The organism is Serratia sp. D1N4, assembly GCF_054552755.1.
The window spans coordinates 4,931,319-4,948,474 of sequence record NZ_CM137274.1 but is presented as its reverse complement, the minus strand read 5'-3'; the positions used below and the strand labels follow the sequence as shown (position 1 = coordinate 4,948,474).

Below are 17,156 nucleotides of genomic sequence, written 5' to 3'. Positions count from 1 at the left end.
CTCCATGAGGGGGGAGCATAAGAGTAAGGAATATAGCCGTGTCTAAAGAAAAATTTGAACGTTCCAAACCGCACGTTAACGTTGGTACTATCGGCCACGTTGACCACGGTAAAACTACCCTGACTGCTGCAATCACCACCGTACTGGCTAAAACCTACGGCGGTAACGCACGTGCTTTCGATCAGATCGATAACGCGCCAGAAGAAAAAGCCCGTGGTATCACCATCAACACTTCTCACGTTGAATATGACACCCCGAGCCGCCACTACGCGCACGTTGACTGCCCAGGGCACGCCGACTATGTGAAAAACATGATCACCGGTGCTGCTCAGATGGACGGCGCAATCCTGGTTGTTGCTGCGACTGACGGCCCAATGCCGCAGACCCGTGAGCACATCCTGCTGGGTCGCCAGGTTGGCGTTCCTTACATCATCGTGTTCATGAACAAATGTGACATGGTTGATGATGAAGAGCTGCTGGAACTGGTAGAAATGGAAGTGCGTGAACTTCTGTCTGCTTATGACTTCCCTGGTGATGATCTGCCAGTGGTTCGCGGTTCAGCTCTGCAAGCGCTGAATGGCGTGCCAGAGTGGGAAGCGAAGATCATCGAGCTGGCTGGTCACCTGGATTCTTACATCCCAGAACCAGAGCGTGCTATCGACCTGCCGTTCCTGCTGCCAATCGAAGACGTATTCTCCATCTCCGGTCGTGGTACCGTAGTTACCGGTCGTGTTGAGCGCGGTATCGTTAAAGTTGGCGAAGAAGTTGAAATCGTTGGTATCAAAGACACCGTTAAGTCTACCTGTACTGGCGTTGAAATGTTCCGCAAACTGCTGGACGAAGGCCGTGCTGGTGAGAACGTAGGTGTTCTGCTGCGTGGTATCAAGCGTGAAGATATCGAACGTGGCCAGGTACTGGCTAAACCAGGTTCCATCAAGCCACACACTCAGTTCGATTCAGAAGTGTATATCCTGAGCAAAGAAGAAGGTGGTCGTCATACGCCATTCTTCAAAGGCTACCGTCCACAGTTCTACTTCCGTACAACTGACGTGACCGGTACCATCGAACTGCCAGAAGGCGTAGAGATGGTAATGCCAGGCGATAACGTGAACATGGTTGTTACCCTGATCCACCCAATCGCTATGGATCAAGGCTTGCGTTTCGCAATCCGTGAAGGCGGCCGTACTGTAGGTGCGGGCGTGGTTGCTAAAGTTATCGCTTAATCGCGAATAATTTATAAGCACGAAAAGAGGGCACTTCGGTGCCCTTTTTTTATACGATTTATTTAAATGTTAATTGAAATAAAAACCATTCCTATTTAGAATTGCTGTACTGGTTAAGAAGTGAGTCTCTCCATGTACGTATGTCTGTGTAATGCCGTGACTGATAAAGCAATCCGTAAAGCGGTGCGTCAGCACAATCCCCATACCATGAAGCAATTGCGTGACCTAGTGCCGTTCGGCAGTGACTGCGGGAAGTGTATTCGTCAGGCAAGGCAAATTATGGCGGAGGAATGTGCGACTGTTATCCACATGCATGAAGTCGCTTAATTAAAGGTGTGGTTATTTTTTGACTCTTGGTCCGTAGGTTCTACACTTCTAGAACTGCCCAGGAGGACATACCCATGAAAGGCGATAAAAAACTCATTGCTCATCTTAACAAACTGCTCGGTAACGAACTGGTTGCCATCAATCAATACTTCCTGCATGCGCGAATGTTCAAAAATTGGGGACTAATGCGCCTTAATGATAAGGAATATCACGAGTCTATCGACGAAATGAAACATGCCGATCGTTATATCGAGCGTATTTTGTTCCTTGAGGGCTTACCTAATCTGCAAGACCTCGGCAAGTTGAATATTGGCGAAGATATTGAAGAGATGTTGAGATCTGACCTGGCGTTGGAACTGGAAGGTGCCAAGAACCTGCGTGAAGGTATCGCTTATGCTGATTCCATCCATGATTATGTCAGCCGTGACCTGATGAAGGATGTTTTGGCTGATGAAGAAGAGCATATCGACTGGCTGGAAACTGAGTTGAGTCTGATTGAACGCCTTGGCATCCAAAATTATGCCCAAGCACAGGTACTCGAACGTAAAGATTGATTGTTCATCTTTTTCTCTTGCTCCCCGTTTGATTCGTGCCGTCGTTGTCAGTAAAGGGGAGCAACTCATTACTATCGTTGTGTGCTCCCCTATGAACTGATCTTTTACCCCAGTTCGCCGCTGAAAATCCCAATTTGCCAGAATCGCCGTAATCCTGAGCATATTTCCATCCGTTACTTGCAACCTGGCTCGTTTTGCGTATAATGCGCGGGCTTACCTAATCTTGGTAAGCCTGATTTTAGCGAATCAGTCGATTGGCAAGTCCGCTTTGCCTTTCGAACAATACTCCCGATATGGGGGTTATATGTTGACGATTACACTCCCCCATCAATCGAAATGGGTGTGAGGAGTAATTATTTACGTTTATAAATAATTGGAGCTCTGGTCTCATGCAGAACCAAAGAATCCGTATCCGCCTGAAAGCGTTTGATCATCGTCTGATCGATCAATCAACTGCGGAAATCGTCGAGACTGCTAAGCGCACTGGTGCGCAAGTCCGTGGTCCGATCCCGCTGCCAACTCGCAAAGAGCGCTTTACCGTTCTGATCTCTCCGCACGTCAACAAAGATGCGCGCGATCAGTACGAGATCCGCACTCACAAGCGTCTGGTTGACATCGTTGAGCCAACCGAGAAAACCGTTGATGCTCTGATGCGTCTGGATCTGGCTGCCGGTGTAGACGTGCAGATCAGCCTGGGTTAATCAGGTCATTGAGCGATTGAGAGGTTGAAACAATGATTGGTTTAGTCGGTAAAAAAGTGGGCATGACCCGTATCTTCACTGAAGATGGCGTTTCTATCCCAGTAACCGTAATTGAAATTGAAGCGAACCGCGTGACTCAGGTTAAAGACCTGGCGAGCGACGGGTACCGTGCCGTTCAGGTCACTACCGGTAGCAAAAAAGCTAACCGTGTGACTAAACCGGAAGCGGGTCATTTCGCTAAAGCTGGCGTTGAAGCTGGCCGTGGTCTGTGGGAATTCCGCCTTGAAGAAGGTCAAGAGTTCACTGCAGGTCAAGAAATTAGCGTTGAGATTTTCTCTGACGTTAAAAAAGTCGACGTTACCGGTACTTCTAAAGGTAAAGGTTTTGCTGGCACTGTAAAGCGCTGGAACTTCCGTACCCAAGATGCTACCCACGGTAACTCCTTGTCTCACCGCGTTCCGGGTTCTATCGGTCAGAACCAGACTCCGGGCAAAGTGTTCAAAGGCAAGAAAATGGCTGGCCACCTGGGTGACGAGCGTGTAACCGTTCAAAGCCTGGACGTAGTACGTGTTGACGCTGAGCGCAACCTGCTGCTGGTTAAGGGTGCTGTACCGGGCGCAACCGGTGGCAACCTGATCGTTAAACCAGCTGTGAAGGCGTAAGGGGATAGCAATGGAATTAGTATTGAAAGACGCGCAAAGCGCGCTGACTGTTTCCGAAACTACCTTCGGTCGTGATTTCAACGAAGCGCTGGTACACCAGGTTGTTGTTGCTTATGCAGCAGGTGCCCGTCAAGGTACCCGTGCTCAGAAGACCCGTGCTGAAGTAACTGGTTCCGGTAAAAAACCGTGGCGCCAGAAAGGTACTGGCCGTGCGCGTGCAGGTTCTGTGAAGAGCCCAATCTGGCGTTCCGGTGGTGTGACCTTCGCTGCTAAGCCACAAGACCACAGTCAGAAAGTAAACAAAAAGATGTACCGCGGCGCGCTGAAAAGCATCCTGTCCGAACTGGTACGTCAAGATCGTCTGATCGTTGTCGAGAAGTTCTCTGTAGAAGCGCCTAAAACTAAGCTGCTGGCACAGAAACTGAAAGATATGGCCCTGGAAGATGTGCTGATCGTTACCGGTGAACTGGATGAGAATCTGTTCCTGGCTGCGCGTAACCTGTACAAGGTTGACGTGCGCGATGTAGCAGGTATCGACCCAGTTAGCCTGATCGCCTTCGACAAAGTGGTTATGACTGCTGATGCTGTGAAGCAAGTTGAGGAGATGCTGGCATGATTCGTGAAGAACGTTTGCTGAAAGTGCTGCGTGCACCGCACGTATCTGAAAAAGCATCCGCTGCGATGGAAAAAACTAACACCATCGTTCTCAAAGTTGCCAAAGACGCGACCAAAGCAGAAATCAAAGCTGCAGTGCAGAAACTGTTTGAAGTCGAAGTCGAAGACGTTAACACCCTGGTAGTTAAAGGGAAAGTGAAGCGTCACGGTCAGCGTGTTGGTCGTCGTAGCGACTGGAAAAAAGCTTACGTCACCCTGAAAGAAGGCCAGAACCTGGACTTCATCGGCGGCGCAGAGTAAGTCGGAGGAGTAAGAACAATGGCAATTGTTAAATGTAAACCTACATCTCCGGGTCGTCGCCATGTTGTTAAAGTGGTTAACCCTGAGCTGCACAAGGGTAAACCTTACGCCCCGTTGCTTGAGAAATTGAGCAAAAGCGGTGGCCGTAACAACAATGGTCGTATCACCACCCGTCATATCGGTGGTGGCCACAAGCAACATTATCGTCTGGTTGACTTCAAACGCAACAAAGATGGTATCCCTGCTGTGGTTGAGCGTCTGGAGTACGATCCGAACCGTTCCGCGAATATCGCGCTGGTTCTGTACAAAGACGGCGAACGCCGTTACATCCTGGCGCCGAAAGGCCTGAAAGCTGGTGACCAGATCCAATCTGGTGTTGATGCTGCAATCAAAGCGGGTAACACCCTGCCGATGCGCAACATTCCAGTCGGTTCAACGGTTCATAACGTAGAAATGAAACCAGGTAAAGGCGGCCAGCTGGCTCGTTCTGCTGGCGCTTACGTTCAGATCGTTGCACGTGATGGTTCCTACGTAACTCTGCGTCTGCGCTCTGGCGAAATGCGTAAAGTTCCAGTTGATTGCCGCGCCACCCTGGGTGAAGTCGGTAACGCTGAACATATGCTTCGCGTTCTGGGTAAAGCAGGTGCTGCACGTTGGCGTGGTATTCGTCCTACCGTTCGCGGTACGGCGATGAACCCAGTCGATCACCCGCACGGTGGTGGTGAAGGTCGTAACTTTGGTAAGCACCCGGTAACTCCGTGGGGCGTTCAGACCAAAGGTAAGAAGACCCGTAGCAACAAGCGTACTGACAAGTTCATCGTACGTCGCCGTAGTAAAAAATAATTAGAGGATAAGCCATGCCACGTTCTCTCAAGAAAGGTCCTTTTATTGACCTGCACTTGCTGAAGAAGGTAGAGAAAGCGGTGGAAAGCGGTGACAAGAAGCCTTTGCGCACTTGGTCCCGTCGTTCAACGATCTTTCCTAACATGATCGGTTTGACCATCGCTGTCCATAATGGTCGTCAGCACGTACCAGTGTTCGTTTCCGATGAAATGGTCGGTCACAAACTGGGTGAATTCGCGCCGACTCGTACTTATCGCGGCCATGCGGCTGATAAAAAAGCTAAAAAGCGCTAAGGTAGGAGGAAGAGATGGAAACTATCGCTAAACATCGCCACGCTCGTTCTTCTGCTCAGAAGGTTCGCCTTGTTGCAGACCTGATCCGCGGTAAGAAAGTGTCGCAAGCTCTGGAAACTCTGACCTACACCAACAAGAAAGCTGCTGGTCTGGTTAAGAAAGTGCTGGAGTCTGCCATTGCTAACGCAGAACACAACGATGGCGCTGACATCGATGATCTGAAAGTCACGAAAATCTTCGTCGACGAAGGCCCAAGCATGAAGCGCATTATGCCGCGTGCAAAAGGTCGTGCAGATCGCATCCTGAAGCGCACCAGCCACATTACTGTGGTTGTGTCCGATCGCTGAGACTCTGGAGACTAGCAATGGGTCAGAAAGTACATCCTAATGGTATTCGCCTGGGTATTGTCAAACCTTGGAACTCTACTTGGTACGCGAATACCAAAGAATTCGCTGACAACCTGGACAGCGACTTTAAAGTTCGCCAATTCTTGACTAAAGAACTGGCGAAAGCTTCCGTTTCGCGCATCGTTATCGAGCGTCCTGCGAAGAGCATCCGTGTGACTATTCACACCGCTCGTCCAGGCATCGTTATCGGCAAGAAAGGTGAAGATGTCGAAAAACTGCGTAAGGTCGTGGCGGATATCGCTGGCGTTCCTGCGCAAATTAACATCGCCGAAGTCCGTAAACCGGAACTTGACGCTAAATTGGTTGCTGACAGCATCACTTCACAGCTGGAACGTCGCGTTATGTTCCGTCGTGCTATGAAGCGTGCTGTACAGAACGCAATGCGTCTTGGCGCTAAAGGTATCAAAGTTGAAGTAAGCGGCCGCCTTGGCGGTGCTGAAATCGCGCGTACCGAATGGTACCGTGAAGGTCGTGTTCCGTTGCACACACTGCGTGCGGATATCGATTACAACACATCTGAAGCGCACACCACTTATGGTGTAATCGGCGTTAAGGTATGGATCTTCAAAGGTGAGATCCTGGGTGGTATGGCTGCAGTTGAACAACCGGAACCGGCTGCTCAACCTAAAAAGCAGCAGCGTAAAGGCCGCAAGTAAGGAGAGTCGCTGATGTTACAACCAAAGCGTACAAAATTCCGTAAGGTGCACAAGGGCCGCAACCGTGGTCTGGCGCAAGGTACGGATGTTAGCTTCGGCACTTTCGGTCTGAAAGCTGTTGGCCGTGGCCGTCTGACTGCTCGTCAAATCGAAGCAGCTCGTCGTGCAATGACTCGTGCAGTTAAGCGTCAAGGTAAGATCTGGATCCGTGTATTCCCGGACAAACCGATCACCGAGAAGCCGCTTGAAGTGCGTATGGGTAAAGGTAAGGGTAACGTGGAGTATTGGGTTGCCCTGATCCAACCTGGTAAGGTCCTGTACGAAATGGACGGTGTGCCGGAAGAAATCGCCCGTGAAGCGTTCAAGCTGGCAGCAGCGAAACTGCCGATCAAAACCACCTTTGTAACTAAGACGGTGATGTAATGAAAGCACAAGAGCTGCGTCAAAAAAGTGTTGAAGAGCTGAACACTGAGCTGCTCAACCTGCTGCGTGAGCAATTTAACTTACGCATGCAGGCGGCGAGTGGCCAACTGCAACAAACTCACCTGTTGAAGCAAGTGCGTCGTAATGTCGCACGTGTTAAGACTTTACTGACTGAAAAGGCGGGTGCGTAAATGACTGATATTATCCGTACTCTGCAAGGTCGTGTTGTTAGTGACAAAATGGAGAAATCCATGGTTGTTGCTATCGAACGTACGGTGAAACACCCAATTTACGGGAAGTTCATCAAGCGTACGACTAAGCTGCATGTACATGACGAGAACAACGAATGTGTGATCGGCGACGTGGTAGAAATCCGCGAATGCCGTCCACTGTCTAAGACTAAGTCTTGGACGTTGGTTCGCGTTGTAGAGAAAGCGATTCTGTAATAGAGTAGCTGGCTCTAACTTAATAAACGGCTCAGAAAGTGAGCCGTTTATTTTTTCTACCCATACTTTGGAAGCGGTGTTATAATGCTGCGCCCTCAGTTATGGGGCTTTTCAACGACCTAGTAATAGGTCCTAAAGTTGTAGTTGACATTAGCGGAGCACTAACATGATCCAAGAACAGACTATGCTGAACGTGGCCGACAACTCCGGTGCACGTCGCGTAATGTGTATCAAGGTTCTAGGTGGCTCGCACCGTCGCTACGCAGGCATCGGCGACGTCATCAAAATTACCATCAAGGAAGCAATTCCTCGCGGTAAGGTGAAGAAAGGCGATGTGCTGAAGGCGGTAGTGGTGCGCACCAAGAAGGGTGTACGTCGCCCGGACGGTTCTGTCATTCGCTTCGATGGTAATGCATGCGTTATTTTAAACAATAACAGTGAGCAGCCTATCGGTACGCGTATTTTTGGGCCGGTAACTCGTGAACTGCGTAATGAGAAGTTCATGAAAATTATCTCTCTGGCACCAGAAGTACTCTAAGGAGCGAACCATGGCAGCGAAAATCCGTCGTGATGACGAAGTTATCGTGATTACCGGGAAAGACAAAGGTAAACGCGGTAAAGTAAAAAATGTCCTGTCTGCTAGTAAGGTCATTGTTGAAGGGATTAACCTGGTTAAGAAACATCAGAAGCCTGTACCGGCCCTGAACCAACCAGGTGGCATTGTTGAAAAAGAAGCTGCTATTCAAGTTTCTAACATTGCTCTCTTTAACACGGCTACTGGTAAGGCTGACCGTGTAGGCTTTAGATTCGAAGACGGCAAAAAAGTCCGTTTCTTCAAGTCAAATAGCGAAACTATCAAGTAATTTGGAGTATGACGATGGCGAAACTGCATGATTACTACAAAGACGAGGTAGTCAAACAACTGATGTCTCAGTTTGATTACAACTCTGTCATGCAAGTCCCTCGGGTCGAGAAGATCACCCTGAATATGGGTGTTGGTGAAGCGATCGCTGACAAGAAACTGCTGGACAATGCAGCAGCTGACTTGGCAGCAATCTCCGGTCAAAAACCGTTTATCACCAAAGCACGCAAATCTGTTGCAGGCTTCAAAATCCGCCAGGGCTATCCGATCGGCTGTAAAGTAACTCTGCGTGGCGAACGCATGTGGGAGTTCTTTGAGCGTCTGATTTCCATCGCTGTTCCACGTATCCGTGACTTCCGTGGCTTGTCCGCTAAGTCATTCGATGGTCGTGGAAACTACAGCATGGGTGTGCGTGAGCAAATCATCTTCCCAGAAATCGACTACGACAAAGTCGATCGCGTTCGTGGTTTGGATATTACCATTACCACTACTGCGAAATCTGATGATGAAGGCCGCGCGCTGTTGGCTGCTTTCAAATTCCCGTTCCGCAAGTAAGGCAGGGTTACTGATGGCTAAACAATCAATGAAAGCACGCGAAGTTGTTCGCGTGAAACTGGCTAACAAGTACCGCGCTAAGCGCGAGGAATTGAAAGCTATTATTTCCGGTGTGAACTCTTCCGACGAAGATCGTTGGGATGCTGTTCTCAAGCTGCAGAGTCTGCCGCGTGATTCCAGCCCGTCTCGTCAGCGTAAACGCTGCCGCCAAACTGGCCGTCCACATGGTTATGTGGGCAAATTCGGGTTGAGCCGTATCAAGCTACGTGAAGCCGCCATGCGCGGTGAAGTACCAGGCTTGAAAAAGGCTAGCTGGTAATTACCAATTGAATCACGGGAGTAAAGACAGATGAGCATGCAAGATCCGATCGCGGATATGCTGACCCGTATCCGTAACGGTCAAGCCGCGAACAAAGTTGCGGTCACCATGCCTTCCTCCAAGCTGAAAGTGGCAATTGCCAACGTGCTGAAGGAAGAAGGTTTTATTGAAGATTTCAAAGTCGAAGGCGATGCCAAGCCTGTTCTGGAACTGGTACTGAAGTACTTCCAGGGCACGGCAGTGGTAGAAAGCATTCAGCGTATCAGCCGTCCAGGTCTGCGTATCTATAAGAAAAAAGATGCGTTGCCAAAAGTTATGGCCGGTTTGGGTATCGCTGTTATTTCTACCTCTAAAGGTGTTATGACCGATCGTGCAGCTCGCCAAGCTGGTCTTGGTGGCGAGATTATCTGCTACGTAGCTTAATTCGGGAGGAAAGAATGTCTCGTGTTGCAAAAGCACCCGTCGTCATTCCTGCCGGCGTAGAGGTAAAACTCAACGGTCAGGTTATTTCGATTAAGGGTAAGAACGGCGAGCTGACTCGTACAGTCCACGACGCCGTTATCGTTACGCAAGAAGCTAACGCACTGACTTTCGCCCCGCGCGAAGGTTTTGCCAATGCATGGGCCCAAGCGGGTACCACGCGTGCTTTGCTGAACGCAATGGTTGTCGGTGTTACCGACGGCTTCACTAAGAAGCTTCAACTGGTAGGCGTTGGTTATCGTGCTGCTGTTAAAGGCAATGTGGTGAATTTAGCCTTGGGCTTTTCTCACCCAATCGATCATCAGCTGCCAGCAGGTATTACTGCTGAATGCCCAAGCCAAACTGAAATCGTGCTGAAAGGCGCTGATAAGCAAGTTATTGGCCAGGTTGCTGCAGATCTGCGTGCCTACCGCCGTCCTGAGCCTTACAAAGGCAAGGGTGTCCGTTACGCCGACGAAGTCGTGCGTACCAAAGAGGCTAAGAAGAAGTAAGGTAACACTATGGATAAGAAATCTGCTCGTATCCGTCGTGCGACCCGCGCACGCCGTAAGATCAAAGAACTGGGAGCAACCCGCCTGGTGGTACATCGTACCCCGCGTCATATTTACGCACAGGTTATTGCTCCAAATGGTTCTGAAGTACTGGTAGCTGCTTCTACTGTAGAAAAAGCTATCTCTGAGCAATTGAAGTATTCCGGTAACAAAGACGCAGCAGCAGCCGTAGGTAAAGCTCTGGCTGAGCGCGCGTTGGAAAAAGGGATTGCAAAAGTATCCTTTGACCGTTCCGGTTTCCAATATCATGGTCGAGTCCAGGCACTGGCAGATGCTGCCCGTGAAGCTGGCCTTCAGTTCTAAGGAAGAGGTTTAAGATGGCTCACATCGAAAAACAAGCTGGCGAACTGCAGGAAAAGCTGATCGCGGTAAACCGCGTATCTAAAACCGTAAAAGGTGGCCGTATTTTCAGCTTTACCGCACTGACAGTTGTTGGTGATGGTAACGGTCGCGTTGGTTTTGGCTACGGCAAAGCACGCGAAGTTCCAGCAGCGATCCAGAAAGCGATGGAAAAAGCCCGTCGCAACATGATGAATGTCGCGCTGAATGGCGGCACACTGCAGCACCCTGTTAAAGGTGCTCATACGGGTTCCCGTGTGTTTATGCAGCCAGCTCATGAAGGTACCGGTATCATCGCGGGGGGTGCAATGCGCGCCGTTCTCGAAGTTGCTGGGGTGCACAACGTATTGGCTAAAACTTATGGTTCCACCAACCCGATCAACGTGGTTCGTGCAACTATCGATGCTTTGGCAAATATGAAGTCTCCTGAAATGGTCGCTGCCAAGCGTGGTAAATCCGTTGCAGACATTCTGGGGTAATTGACCATGGCTAAGACTATCAAAGTAACACAAGTTCGCAGCTCCATTGGCCGTCTGCCGAAGCATAAAGCTACACTGCTCGGTCTGGGTCTGCGTCGTATTGGTCACACCGTAGAGCGCGAGGATACTCCTGCTGTACGCGGTATGATCAACCTGGTTTCCTACATGGTTAAAGTTGAGGAGTAACAGATGCGTTTAAATACTCTGTCTCCGGCTGAAGGTGCCAAGCATGCGCCGAAGCGTGTAGGTCGTGGTATTGGTTCTGGCCTGGGTAAAACCGGCGGCCGTGGTCACAAAGGTCAGAAGTCTCGTTCTGGCGGTGGCGTACGTCGTGGTTTTGAAGGTGGTCAGATGCCTTTATATCGTCGTTTGCCGAAATTCGGCTTCACCTCTCGCAAAGCTATGATTACGGCAGAAGTTCGTCTGTCTGAACTGGCTCTGATTGAAGGCGACGTAATCGACCTGAACACGCTGAAAGCCGCTAACGTTGTTGGTACCCAGATCGAATTCGCGAAAGTTATGCTTTCTGGCGAAATCGCTCGTCCGGTTACCCTGCGTGGTCTGCGTGTCACCAAAGGCGCTCGTGCTGCTATCGAAGCTGCTGGCGGTAAAATTGAGGAATAAGTAGCAGATGGCTAAGCAACCAGGATTAGATTTTCAAAGTGCTAAAGGCGGACTCGGCGAGCTGAAGCGCAGACTTTTGTTTGTTATCGGCGCGCTGATTGTTTTCCGCATCGGCTCTTTCATTCCGATTCCTGGTATCGATGCCACTGTGCTTGCCAAATTGCTTGAGCAGCAGAGAGGCACCATCATTGAAATGTTTAACATGTTCTCTGGTGGTGCTCTCAGCCGTGCTTCTATCTTTGCTCTGGGGATCATGCCGTATATTTCGGCATCGATCATCATCCAACTGTTGACGGTGGTTCATCCAACGTTATCGGAGATTAAGAAAGAAGGGGAGGCTGGCCGTCGTAAGATTAGCCAGTACACCCGCTACGGTACGCTGGTATTGGCCATATTCCAATCGATCGGTATTGCTACCGGTCTGCCGAATATGCCTGGTATGCAGGGCCTGGTGTTAAACCCAGGCTTCGCATTCTACTTTACTGCGGTGGTGAGCTTGGTTACTGGGACAATGTTCCTGATGTGGCTGGGTGAGCAGATAACTGAACGTGGTATCGGTAACGGTATCTCGATCATTATCTTCGCGGGTATTGTGGCGGGTTTACCGCCGGCAGTAGGCCATACTATTGAGCAAGCTCGGCAAGGCGACCTGCACTTCCTCCTGTTGCTGTTGGTTGCAGTATTAGTGTTTGCAGTAACCTTCTTCGTTGTTTTCATCGAACGTGGTCAACGTCGTATCGTCGTTAACTATGCGAAACGTCAACAAGGTCGTCGTGTTTACGCAGCACAGAGCACACACTTACCGCTGAAAGTGAATATGGCAGGGGTAATACCTGCAATCTTCGCTTCCAGTATTATTCTGTTCCCTGCCACGATTGCATCCTGGTTTGGGGGCGGTACCGGTTGGAACTGGCTGACAACGATTTCGCTGTATTTGCAGCCTGGACAACCGCTTTATGTGTTACTCTATGCGTCTGCAATCATCTTCTTCTGTTTCTTCTACACGGCGTTGGTTTTCAACCCGCGTGAAACAGCAGATAACCTGAAGAAGTCCGGTGCCTTCGTACCAGGAATTCGTCCGGGAGAGCAAACGGCGAAGTATATCGATAAAGTAATGACGCGTTTAACCCTGGTGGGCGCGATGTACATTACTTTCATCTGCCTGATCCCGGAGTTCATGCGTGATGCAATGAAAGTACCATTCTACTTTGGTGGTACCTCGCTACTGATCGTGGTTGTCGTCATCATGGACTTTATGGCTCAAGTGCAAACTCTGATGATGTCAAGTCAGTACGAGTCTGCATTGAAGAAAGCAAACCTGAAAGGCTATAACCGCTAATCAGGTGCGTTTGAGAAGTTACGGAGAGTAAAAATGAAAGTTCGTGCTTCCGTCAAGAAATTATGTCGTAACTGCAAAATCGTTAAGCGTGACGGTGTCGTGCGTGTGATTTGCAGTGCCGAGCCGAAGCATAAACAGCGTCAAGGCTGATTATCTCGCATATTTTTCTTGCAAAGTTGGGTTGAGCTGGCTAGATTAGCCAGCCAATCTTTTGTATGTAGCTGCAACATTATTTGAGTATCCTGAAAACGGGCTTTTCAGAATGGTGTTGCCGTAAAAATAAGTAGGAGTGCATAGTGGCCCGTATAGCAGGCATTAACATTCCTGATCATAAACATACCGTTATCGCGTTAACGTCGATCTTCGGAATCGGCAAAACTCGTTCACAGTCCATCTGTGCTGCTACGGGTATTGCTGAAAATGTTAAGATCAGTGAGCTGTCTGAAGAGCAAATTGAACAATTGCGTGAAGCAGTTGCCAAATTCACTGTTGAAGGTGATTTGCGTCGTGAAGTTACCCTGAGCATCAAGCGTCTGATGGATCTTGGTACATACCGTGGTTTACGCCATCGTCGTGGTCTGCCAGTGCGCGGTCAGCGTACTAAGACCAACGCACGTACCCGTAAGGGTCCGCGTAAACCGATCAAGAAATAATCGGGGTGATTGAATAATGGCAAAGGCACCTGTTCGTACACGTAAGCGTGTAAGAAAACAAGTCTCTGACGGCGTGGCTCATATCCATGCTTCTTTCAACAACACCATTGTAACTATTACCGATCGTCAGGGTAATGCTTTGGGTTGGGCAACTGCCGGTGGTTCCGGTTTCCGTGGTTCTCGTAAGTCAACTCCGTTTGCAGCTCAGGTTGCAGCAGAACGTTGTGCTGACGCAGTAAAAGAATACGGTATCAAGAACCTGGAAGTTATGGTTAAAGGACCTGGTCCTGGTCGTGAGTCTACTATCCGCGCTCTTAATGCGGCTGGTTTCCGCATCACTAATATTACTGATGTGACTCCGATTCCTCATAACGGTTGTCGTCCACCGAAAAAACGTCGCGTATAACGCCCCTGCTTTTCGGATTGTTGGAGAAAGAAAATGGCAAGATATTTGGGTCCTAAGCTCAAGCTTAGCCGCCGCGAGGGCACAGACCTGTTCCTGAAGTCTGGCGTTCGCGCGATAGATTCAAAGTGCAAAATTGATCAACCGCCTGGTCAACACGGTGCGCGTAAACCGCGTCTGTCTGACTATGGTGTACAGTTACGTGAGAAGCAAAAAGTTCGCCGTATGTACGGTGTTCTGGAGCGCCAGTTCCGTAACTATTACAAAGAAGCAACTCGCCTGAAAGGCAACACCGGTGAAAACCTGTTGACCCTTCTGGAAGGCCGTTTGGATAACGTTGTTTACCGTATGGGCTTCGGCGCCACTCGTGCAGAATCACGTCAGTTGGTTAGCCACAAAGCAGTTATGGTAAATGGTCGCGTTGTTAACATCGCTTCTTATCAGGTATCTCCGAATGACGTAGTCAGCATCCGCGAGAAAGCTAAAAAGCAGTCTCGTGTTAAGGCTTCTCTGGAGCTGGCTGAGCAGCGTGAAAAGCCGACTTGGCTGGAAGTTGATGCTGCGAAGATGGAGGGTGTGTTCAAACGTATTCCTGAACGTACCGATCTGTCCGCCGACATTAACGAACACCTGATCGTCGAGCTTTACTCCAAGTAAAGCTTGAGTTTCAAAGAGAGGACACAATGCAGGGTTCTGTGACAGAGTTTCTAAAACCGCGCCTGGTAGATATCGAGCAAGTCAGTTCGACGCACGCCAAGGTGACCCTTGAGCCTTTAGAGCGTGGCTTTGGCCATACTCTTGGCAACGCACTGCGCCGTATTCTGCTTTCATCTATGCCGGGTTGCGCGGTGACCGAGGTTGAGATTGATGGTGTACTACATGAGTACAGCACCAAAGAAGGCGTACAGGAAGATATCCTGGAGATCCTGCTCAACCTGAAAGGGCTGGCGGTGAGAGTTCAAGGCAAAGATGAAGTTATTCTTACCCTGAATAAATCTGGCATTGGCCCTGTGACCGCTGCCGACATTACCCATGATGGTGATGTCGAAATCGTCAAGCCGCAGCACGTGATCTGCCACCTGACCGATGAGAACGCTGCTATCAGCATGCGTATCAAAGTTCAGCGCGGTCGTGGTTATGTGCCGGCTTCTGCCCGAATTCATTCGGAAGAAGATGAGCGCCCGATTGGTCGTCTGTTGGTTGACGCCTGCTATAGCCCTGTAGAGCGTATTGCCTACAATGTTGAAGCAGCGCGTGTAGAACAGCGTACTGACCTGGACAAGCTGGTAATCGAAATGGAAACCAATGGCACGATCGATCCTGAAGAGGCGATCCGCCGTGCGGCTACCATTCTGGCAGAACAACTGGAAGCTTTCGTTGACTTACGTGATGTTCGTCAGCCGGAAGTGAAAGAAGAGAAACCAGAATTTGATCCGATCCTGCTGCGCCCTGTTGACGATCTGGAATTGACTGTCCGCTCTGCTAACTGCCTTAAGGCAGAAGCTATCCACTACATCGGTGATCTGGTACAGCGTACCGAGGTTGAGCTGCTGAAAACGCCTAACCTGGGTAAAAAATCTCTTACTGAGATTAAAGACGTGCTGGCTTCGCGTGGTTTGTCTCTGGGCATGCGCCTGGAAAACTGGCCACCGGCAAGCATTGCTGACGAGTAACCGGATCACAGGTTAAGGTTTTACTGAGAAGGATAAGGTCATGCGCCATCGTAAGAGTGGTCGTCAACTGAACCGTAACAGCAGCCATCGCCAGGCTATGTTCCGTAACATGGCCGGCTCTTTGGTTCGTCATGAGATCATCAAGACGACCTTGCCAAAAGCGAAAGAGCTGCGTCGCGTTGTTGAGCCGCTGATTACTCTTGCCAAGACCGACAGCGTAGCTAATCGTCGTCTGGCATTCGCCCGCACTCGTGATAACGAGATCGTGGCAAAACTGTTTAACGAGCTAGGCCCGCGTTTTGCGAGCCGTGCCGGTGGTTACACTCGCATTCTGAAGTGTGGCTTCCGCGCAGGCGACAACGCGCCGATGGCATACATCGAGCTGGTTGATCGTGCTGAGTCTCAAGCAGAAGTAGCAACTGCAGAGTAATCTGTAGACGCGTAAAAAAACCGGGCTTGCCCGGTTTTTTTACGCCCATTATCAGTACGAAGACATTTCCTTGCACTGACGCAGCACATCTTAAGATCCTTCTTTTTTATCCGTTATGCTAATACTATCAATCAGGTTAATTGGGACTGAGGACTCTTGCTATGTGGTGGTTCGATGTCTGAGCTGGAATACCAAACGCCGTGGGTTAAAAACCCCGAGGAGTAGAGATGTTTAAAATCGGCCAACTGGCAAAGCTCGCGGGCGTTACACCAGATACTGTCCGCTATTATGAGAAGCAAGGCATGATGGACCATAATGTTCGTACCGAGGGTGGCTATCGTTTGTACAGCGATCAGGATCTGCAGCGCTTACGCTTTATCCGCTATGCCAAGCAATTGGGTTTCACATTGGAAACCATTGCGGAATTATTGTCGATCCGTGTAGATCCAGAACATCATACCTGCAAAGAATCTAAATCCATCGTTGATGCTAGGTTACTCGAAGTAGAGAATAAGCTTACGGAGCTGACCAGAATGCGTGAGTCACTCAAAAGGCTCAGTGATGCTTGCTGCGGTAGTGCTCACACCACGAACTACTGCTCTATTCTGGAGGCTTTGGAGCAAGGCGCGAGTGAAGAGAAGAGTAAAAAATCAGGCTGAATGCTTCGCGGTACTTTAATTTTTACTTGTGCAGCAGTATCATCAGCCCGTTTTAAGTCCATGCGATTTACAAGGAATACTATGATGACTAAATATCGGCACACTAAAGGCCAAATACAGGAAAACGCCATTGAGGCATTGTTACATGACCCGCTGTTCCGTCAGCGAGTAGAAAAGAATATCAAAGGGAAAGGCAGTTACCGGCGTAAAGATAAACATGCGAAAGGTGGTAGCTGGGAGGCCAGTGGTAAGTTATCCAATAACAACTTACCACTGGCTTTCTGGTTTTGAGGCATAAAAAAGCCACCAGGATAAGGTGGCCTTTTTCGCAGTGCATGGC

Annotated in this window: 33 protein-coding genes; all 33 read left to right on the top strand. The window is 49.6% G+C overall.

Going from position 1 to position 17,156, the window contains the following annotated elements; translation table 11 throughout:
• Window positions 1–38: 38 nt before the first annotated feature.
• The 33 genes from tuf to ACX1CU_RS22105 all read left to right on the top strand — a co-directional run bounded on the left by tuf (window position 39) and on the right by ACX1CU_RS22105 (window position 17,107).
• On the top strand, window positions 39–1,223 hold the full coding sequence (tuf, locus tag ACX1CU_RS22265) for an elongation factor Tu (RefSeq protein WP_459400355.1): 1,185 nt from the start codon (window positions 39–41) through the stop codon (window positions 1,221–1,223).
• Window positions 1,224–1,355: 132 nt separating this feature from the next.
• A complete protein-coding gene (gene bfd, locus ACX1CU_RS22260; protein ID WP_459402884.1) occupies window positions 1,356–1,550 on the top strand; it encodes a bacterioferritin-associated ferredoxin in 195 nt (64 codons plus the stop codon).
• A gap of 74 nt (window positions 1,551–1,624) precedes the next feature.
• Window positions 1,625–2,104, top strand: a complete 480-nt coding sequence (bfr, locus tag ACX1CU_RS22255; RefSeq protein ID WP_459400354.1) for a bacterioferritin — start codon at window positions 1,625–1,627, stop codon at window positions 2,102–2,104.
• Window positions 2,105–2,493: 389 nt separating this feature from the next.
• Window positions 2,494–2,805: a 30S ribosomal protein S10 gene (rpsJ, locus tag ACX1CU_RS22250; protein ID WP_001181005.1), complete on the top strand. Its 312-nt coding sequence runs from the start codon at window positions 2,494–2,496 to the stop codon at window positions 2,803–2,805.
• Window positions 2,806–2,837: 32 nt separating this feature from the next.
• Window positions 2,838–3,467 (top strand): 50S ribosomal protein L3, encoded by a 630-nt coding sequence (gene rplC / locus ACX1CU_RS22245; RefSeq protein WP_459400353.1) that lies wholly within the window; start codon window positions 2,838–2,840, stop codon window positions 3,465–3,467.
• Window positions 3,468–3,477: 10 nt separating this feature from the next.
• A complete protein-coding gene (gene rplD, locus ACX1CU_RS22240; RefSeq protein ID WP_411752035.1) occupies window positions 3,478–4,083 on the top strand; it encodes a 50S ribosomal protein L4 in 606 nt (201 codons plus the stop codon).
• Complete coding sequence (gene rplW, locus ACX1CU_RS22235) at window positions 4,080–4,382, top strand: 50S ribosomal protein L23 (protein ID WP_012147222.1); 303 nt, start codon at window positions 4,080–4,082, stop codon at window positions 4,380–4,382. The genes rplD and rplW overlap by 4 nt, the downstream gene beginning before the upstream one ends.
• Before the next feature lie 18 nt (window positions 4,383–4,400).
• Window positions 4,401–5,225: a 50S ribosomal protein L2 gene (rplB, locus tag ACX1CU_RS22230; RefSeq protein ID WP_021182228.1), complete on the top strand. Its 825-nt coding sequence runs from the start codon at window positions 4,401–4,403 to the stop codon at window positions 5,223–5,225.
• A gap of 14 nt (window positions 5,226–5,239) precedes the next feature.
• Window positions 5,240–5,518, top strand: coding sequence for a 30S ribosomal protein S19 (gene rpsS / locus ACX1CU_RS22225; protein ID WP_004929772.1), 279 nt, complete (start codon window positions 5,240–5,242; stop codon window positions 5,516–5,518).
• Window positions 5,519–5,532: 14 nt separating this feature from the next.
• Window positions 5,533–5,865, top strand: coding sequence for a 50S ribosomal protein L22 (rplV, locus tag ACX1CU_RS22220; RefSeq protein WP_002223844.1), 333 nt, complete (start codon window positions 5,533–5,535; stop codon window positions 5,863–5,865).
• Between the two features lie 17 nt (window positions 5,866–5,882).
• Window positions 5,883–6,581, top strand: coding sequence for a 30S ribosomal protein S3 (gene rpsC, locus ACX1CU_RS22215; RefSeq protein ID WP_004956187.1), 699 nt, complete (start codon window positions 5,883–5,885; stop codon window positions 6,579–6,581).
• A gap of 12 nt (window positions 6,582–6,593) precedes the next feature.
• Window positions 6,594–7,004, top strand: coding sequence for a 50S ribosomal protein L16 (gene rplP, locus ACX1CU_RS22210; RefSeq protein WP_076943277.1), 411 nt, complete (start codon window positions 6,594–6,596; stop codon window positions 7,002–7,004).
• The gene (gene rpmC / locus ACX1CU_RS22205; RefSeq protein WP_024912203.1) at window positions 7,004–7,195 is read left to right on the top strand and encodes a 50S ribosomal protein L29; all 192 of its coding nucleotides are present in this window, start codon (window positions 7,004–7,006) and stop codon (window positions 7,193–7,195) included. The genes rplP and rpmC overlap by 1 nt, the downstream gene beginning before the upstream one ends.
• Window positions 7,196–7,450: a 30S ribosomal protein S17 gene (rpsQ, locus tag ACX1CU_RS22200; RefSeq protein WP_459400352.1), complete on the top strand. Its 255-nt coding sequence runs from the start codon at window positions 7,196–7,198 to the stop codon at window positions 7,448–7,450. It begins immediately after the preceding gene.
• A 166-nt stretch (window positions 7,451–7,616) separates the two neighbouring features.
• Window positions 7,617–7,988, top strand: coding sequence for a 50S ribosomal protein L14 (rplN, locus tag ACX1CU_RS22195; RefSeq protein ID WP_020837240.1), 372 nt, complete (start codon window positions 7,617–7,619; stop codon window positions 7,986–7,988).
• A 10-nt stretch (window positions 7,989–7,998) separates the two neighbouring features.
• The gene (gene rplX / locus ACX1CU_RS22190) at window positions 7,999–8,313 is read left to right on the top strand and encodes a 50S ribosomal protein L24 (RefSeq protein WP_459400351.1); all 315 of its coding nucleotides are present in this window, start codon (window positions 7,999–8,001) and stop codon (window positions 8,311–8,313) included.
• Between the two features lie 14 nt (window positions 8,314–8,327).
• Window positions 8,328–8,867 (top strand): 50S ribosomal protein L5, encoded by a 540-nt coding sequence (rplE, locus tag ACX1CU_RS22185; RefSeq protein WP_459400350.1) that lies wholly within the window; start codon window positions 8,328–8,330, stop codon window positions 8,865–8,867.
• Window positions 8,868–8,880: 13 nt separating this feature from the next.
• On the top strand, window positions 8,881–9,186 hold the full coding sequence (rpsN, locus tag ACX1CU_RS22180; RefSeq protein WP_076943279.1) for a 30S ribosomal protein S14: 306 nt from the start codon (window positions 8,881–8,883) through the stop codon (window positions 9,184–9,186).
• A 30-nt stretch (window positions 9,187–9,216) separates the two neighbouring features.
• The gene (gene rpsH / locus ACX1CU_RS22175; protein WP_459400349.1) at window positions 9,217–9,609 is read left to right on the top strand and encodes a 30S ribosomal protein S8; all 393 of its coding nucleotides are present in this window, start codon (window positions 9,217–9,219) and stop codon (window positions 9,607–9,609) included.
• A 14-nt stretch (window positions 9,610–9,623) separates the two neighbouring features.
• Complete coding sequence (gene rplF / locus ACX1CU_RS22170; RefSeq protein ID WP_459400348.1) at window positions 9,624–10,157, top strand: 50S ribosomal protein L6; 534 nt, start codon at window positions 9,624–9,626, stop codon at window positions 10,155–10,157.
• A gap of 9 nt (window positions 10,158–10,166) precedes the next feature.
• Window positions 10,167–10,520, top strand: a complete 354-nt coding sequence (gene rplR / locus ACX1CU_RS22165) for a 50S ribosomal protein L18 (RefSeq protein WP_459400347.1) — start codon at window positions 10,167–10,169, stop codon at window positions 10,518–10,520.
• 14 nt (window positions 10,521–10,534) lie between these two features.
• Window positions 10,535–11,035: a 30S ribosomal protein S5 gene (gene rpsE / locus ACX1CU_RS22160; RefSeq protein ID WP_459400346.1), complete on the top strand. Its 501-nt coding sequence runs from the start codon at window positions 10,535–10,537 to the stop codon at window positions 11,033–11,035.
• Between the two features lie 6 nt (window positions 11,036–11,041).
• Window positions 11,042–11,221 carry a 50S ribosomal protein L30 gene (gene rpmD / locus ACX1CU_RS22155; protein ID WP_004956161.1) on the top strand — a complete coding sequence of 60 codons (180 nt, stop codon included), beginning with the start codon at window positions 11,042–11,044 and terminating at the stop codon, window positions 11,219–11,221.
• Between the two features lie 3 nt (window positions 11,222–11,224).
• Window positions 11,225–11,659 (top strand): 50S ribosomal protein L15, encoded by a 435-nt coding sequence (gene rplO / locus ACX1CU_RS22150; protein ID WP_024912197.1) that lies wholly within the window; start codon window positions 11,225–11,227, stop codon window positions 11,657–11,659.
• 7 nt (window positions 11,660–11,666) lie between these two features.
• A complete protein-coding gene (gene secY / locus ACX1CU_RS22145; protein WP_459400345.1) occupies window positions 11,667–12,998 on the top strand; it encodes a preprotein translocase subunit SecY in 1,332 nt (443 codons plus the stop codon).
• Window positions 12,999–13,031: 33 nt separating this feature from the next.
• Window positions 13,032–13,148, top strand: a complete 117-nt coding sequence (gene rpmJ / locus ACX1CU_RS22140; RefSeq protein ID WP_037402687.1) for a 50S ribosomal protein L36 — start codon at window positions 13,032–13,034, stop codon at window positions 13,146–13,148.
• Window positions 13,149–13,294: 146 nt separating this feature from the next.
• Window positions 13,295–13,651, top strand: a complete 357-nt coding sequence (gene rpsM / locus ACX1CU_RS22135; protein ID WP_025123454.1) for a 30S ribosomal protein S13 — start codon at window positions 13,295–13,297, stop codon at window positions 13,649–13,651.
• 16 nt (window positions 13,652–13,667) lie between these two features.
• Entirely contained in the window at window positions 13,668–14,057 is a 390-nt protein-coding gene (gene rpsK / locus ACX1CU_RS22130) for a 30S ribosomal protein S11 (protein WP_004929731.1), read from the top strand.
• Between the two features lie 33 nt (window positions 14,058–14,090).
• Window positions 14,091–14,711 carry a 30S ribosomal protein S4 gene (gene rpsD / locus ACX1CU_RS22125; protein ID WP_459400344.1) on the top strand — a complete coding sequence of 207 codons (621 nt, stop codon included), beginning with the start codon at window positions 14,091–14,093 and terminating at the stop codon, window positions 14,709–14,711.
• Between the two features lie 26 nt (window positions 14,712–14,737).
• Window positions 14,738–15,727 (top strand): DNA-directed RNA polymerase subunit alpha, encoded by a 990-nt coding sequence (locus ACX1CU_RS22120; protein ID WP_002919219.1) that lies wholly within the window; start codon window positions 14,738–14,740, stop codon window positions 15,725–15,727.
• Window positions 15,728–15,767: 40 nt separating this feature from the next.
• Window positions 15,768–16,157, top strand: coding sequence for a 50S ribosomal protein L17 (gene rplQ / locus ACX1CU_RS22115; protein WP_004929726.1), 390 nt, complete (start codon window positions 15,768–15,770; stop codon window positions 16,155–16,157).
• Between the two features lie 227 nt (window positions 16,158–16,384).
• On the top strand, window positions 16,385–16,816 hold the full coding sequence (zntR, locus tag ACX1CU_RS22110) for a Zn(2+)-responsive transcriptional regulator (RefSeq protein WP_459400343.1): 432 nt from the start codon (window positions 16,385–16,387) through the stop codon (window positions 16,814–16,816).
• A gap of 84 nt (window positions 16,817–16,900) precedes the next feature.
• Window positions 16,901–17,107 carry an alternative ribosome-rescue factor A gene (locus ACX1CU_RS22105; protein WP_459402883.1) on the top strand — a complete coding sequence of 69 codons (207 nt, stop codon included), beginning with the start codon at window positions 16,901–16,903 and terminating at the stop codon, window positions 17,105–17,107.
• Window positions 17,108–17,156 lie beyond the last annotated feature (49 nt).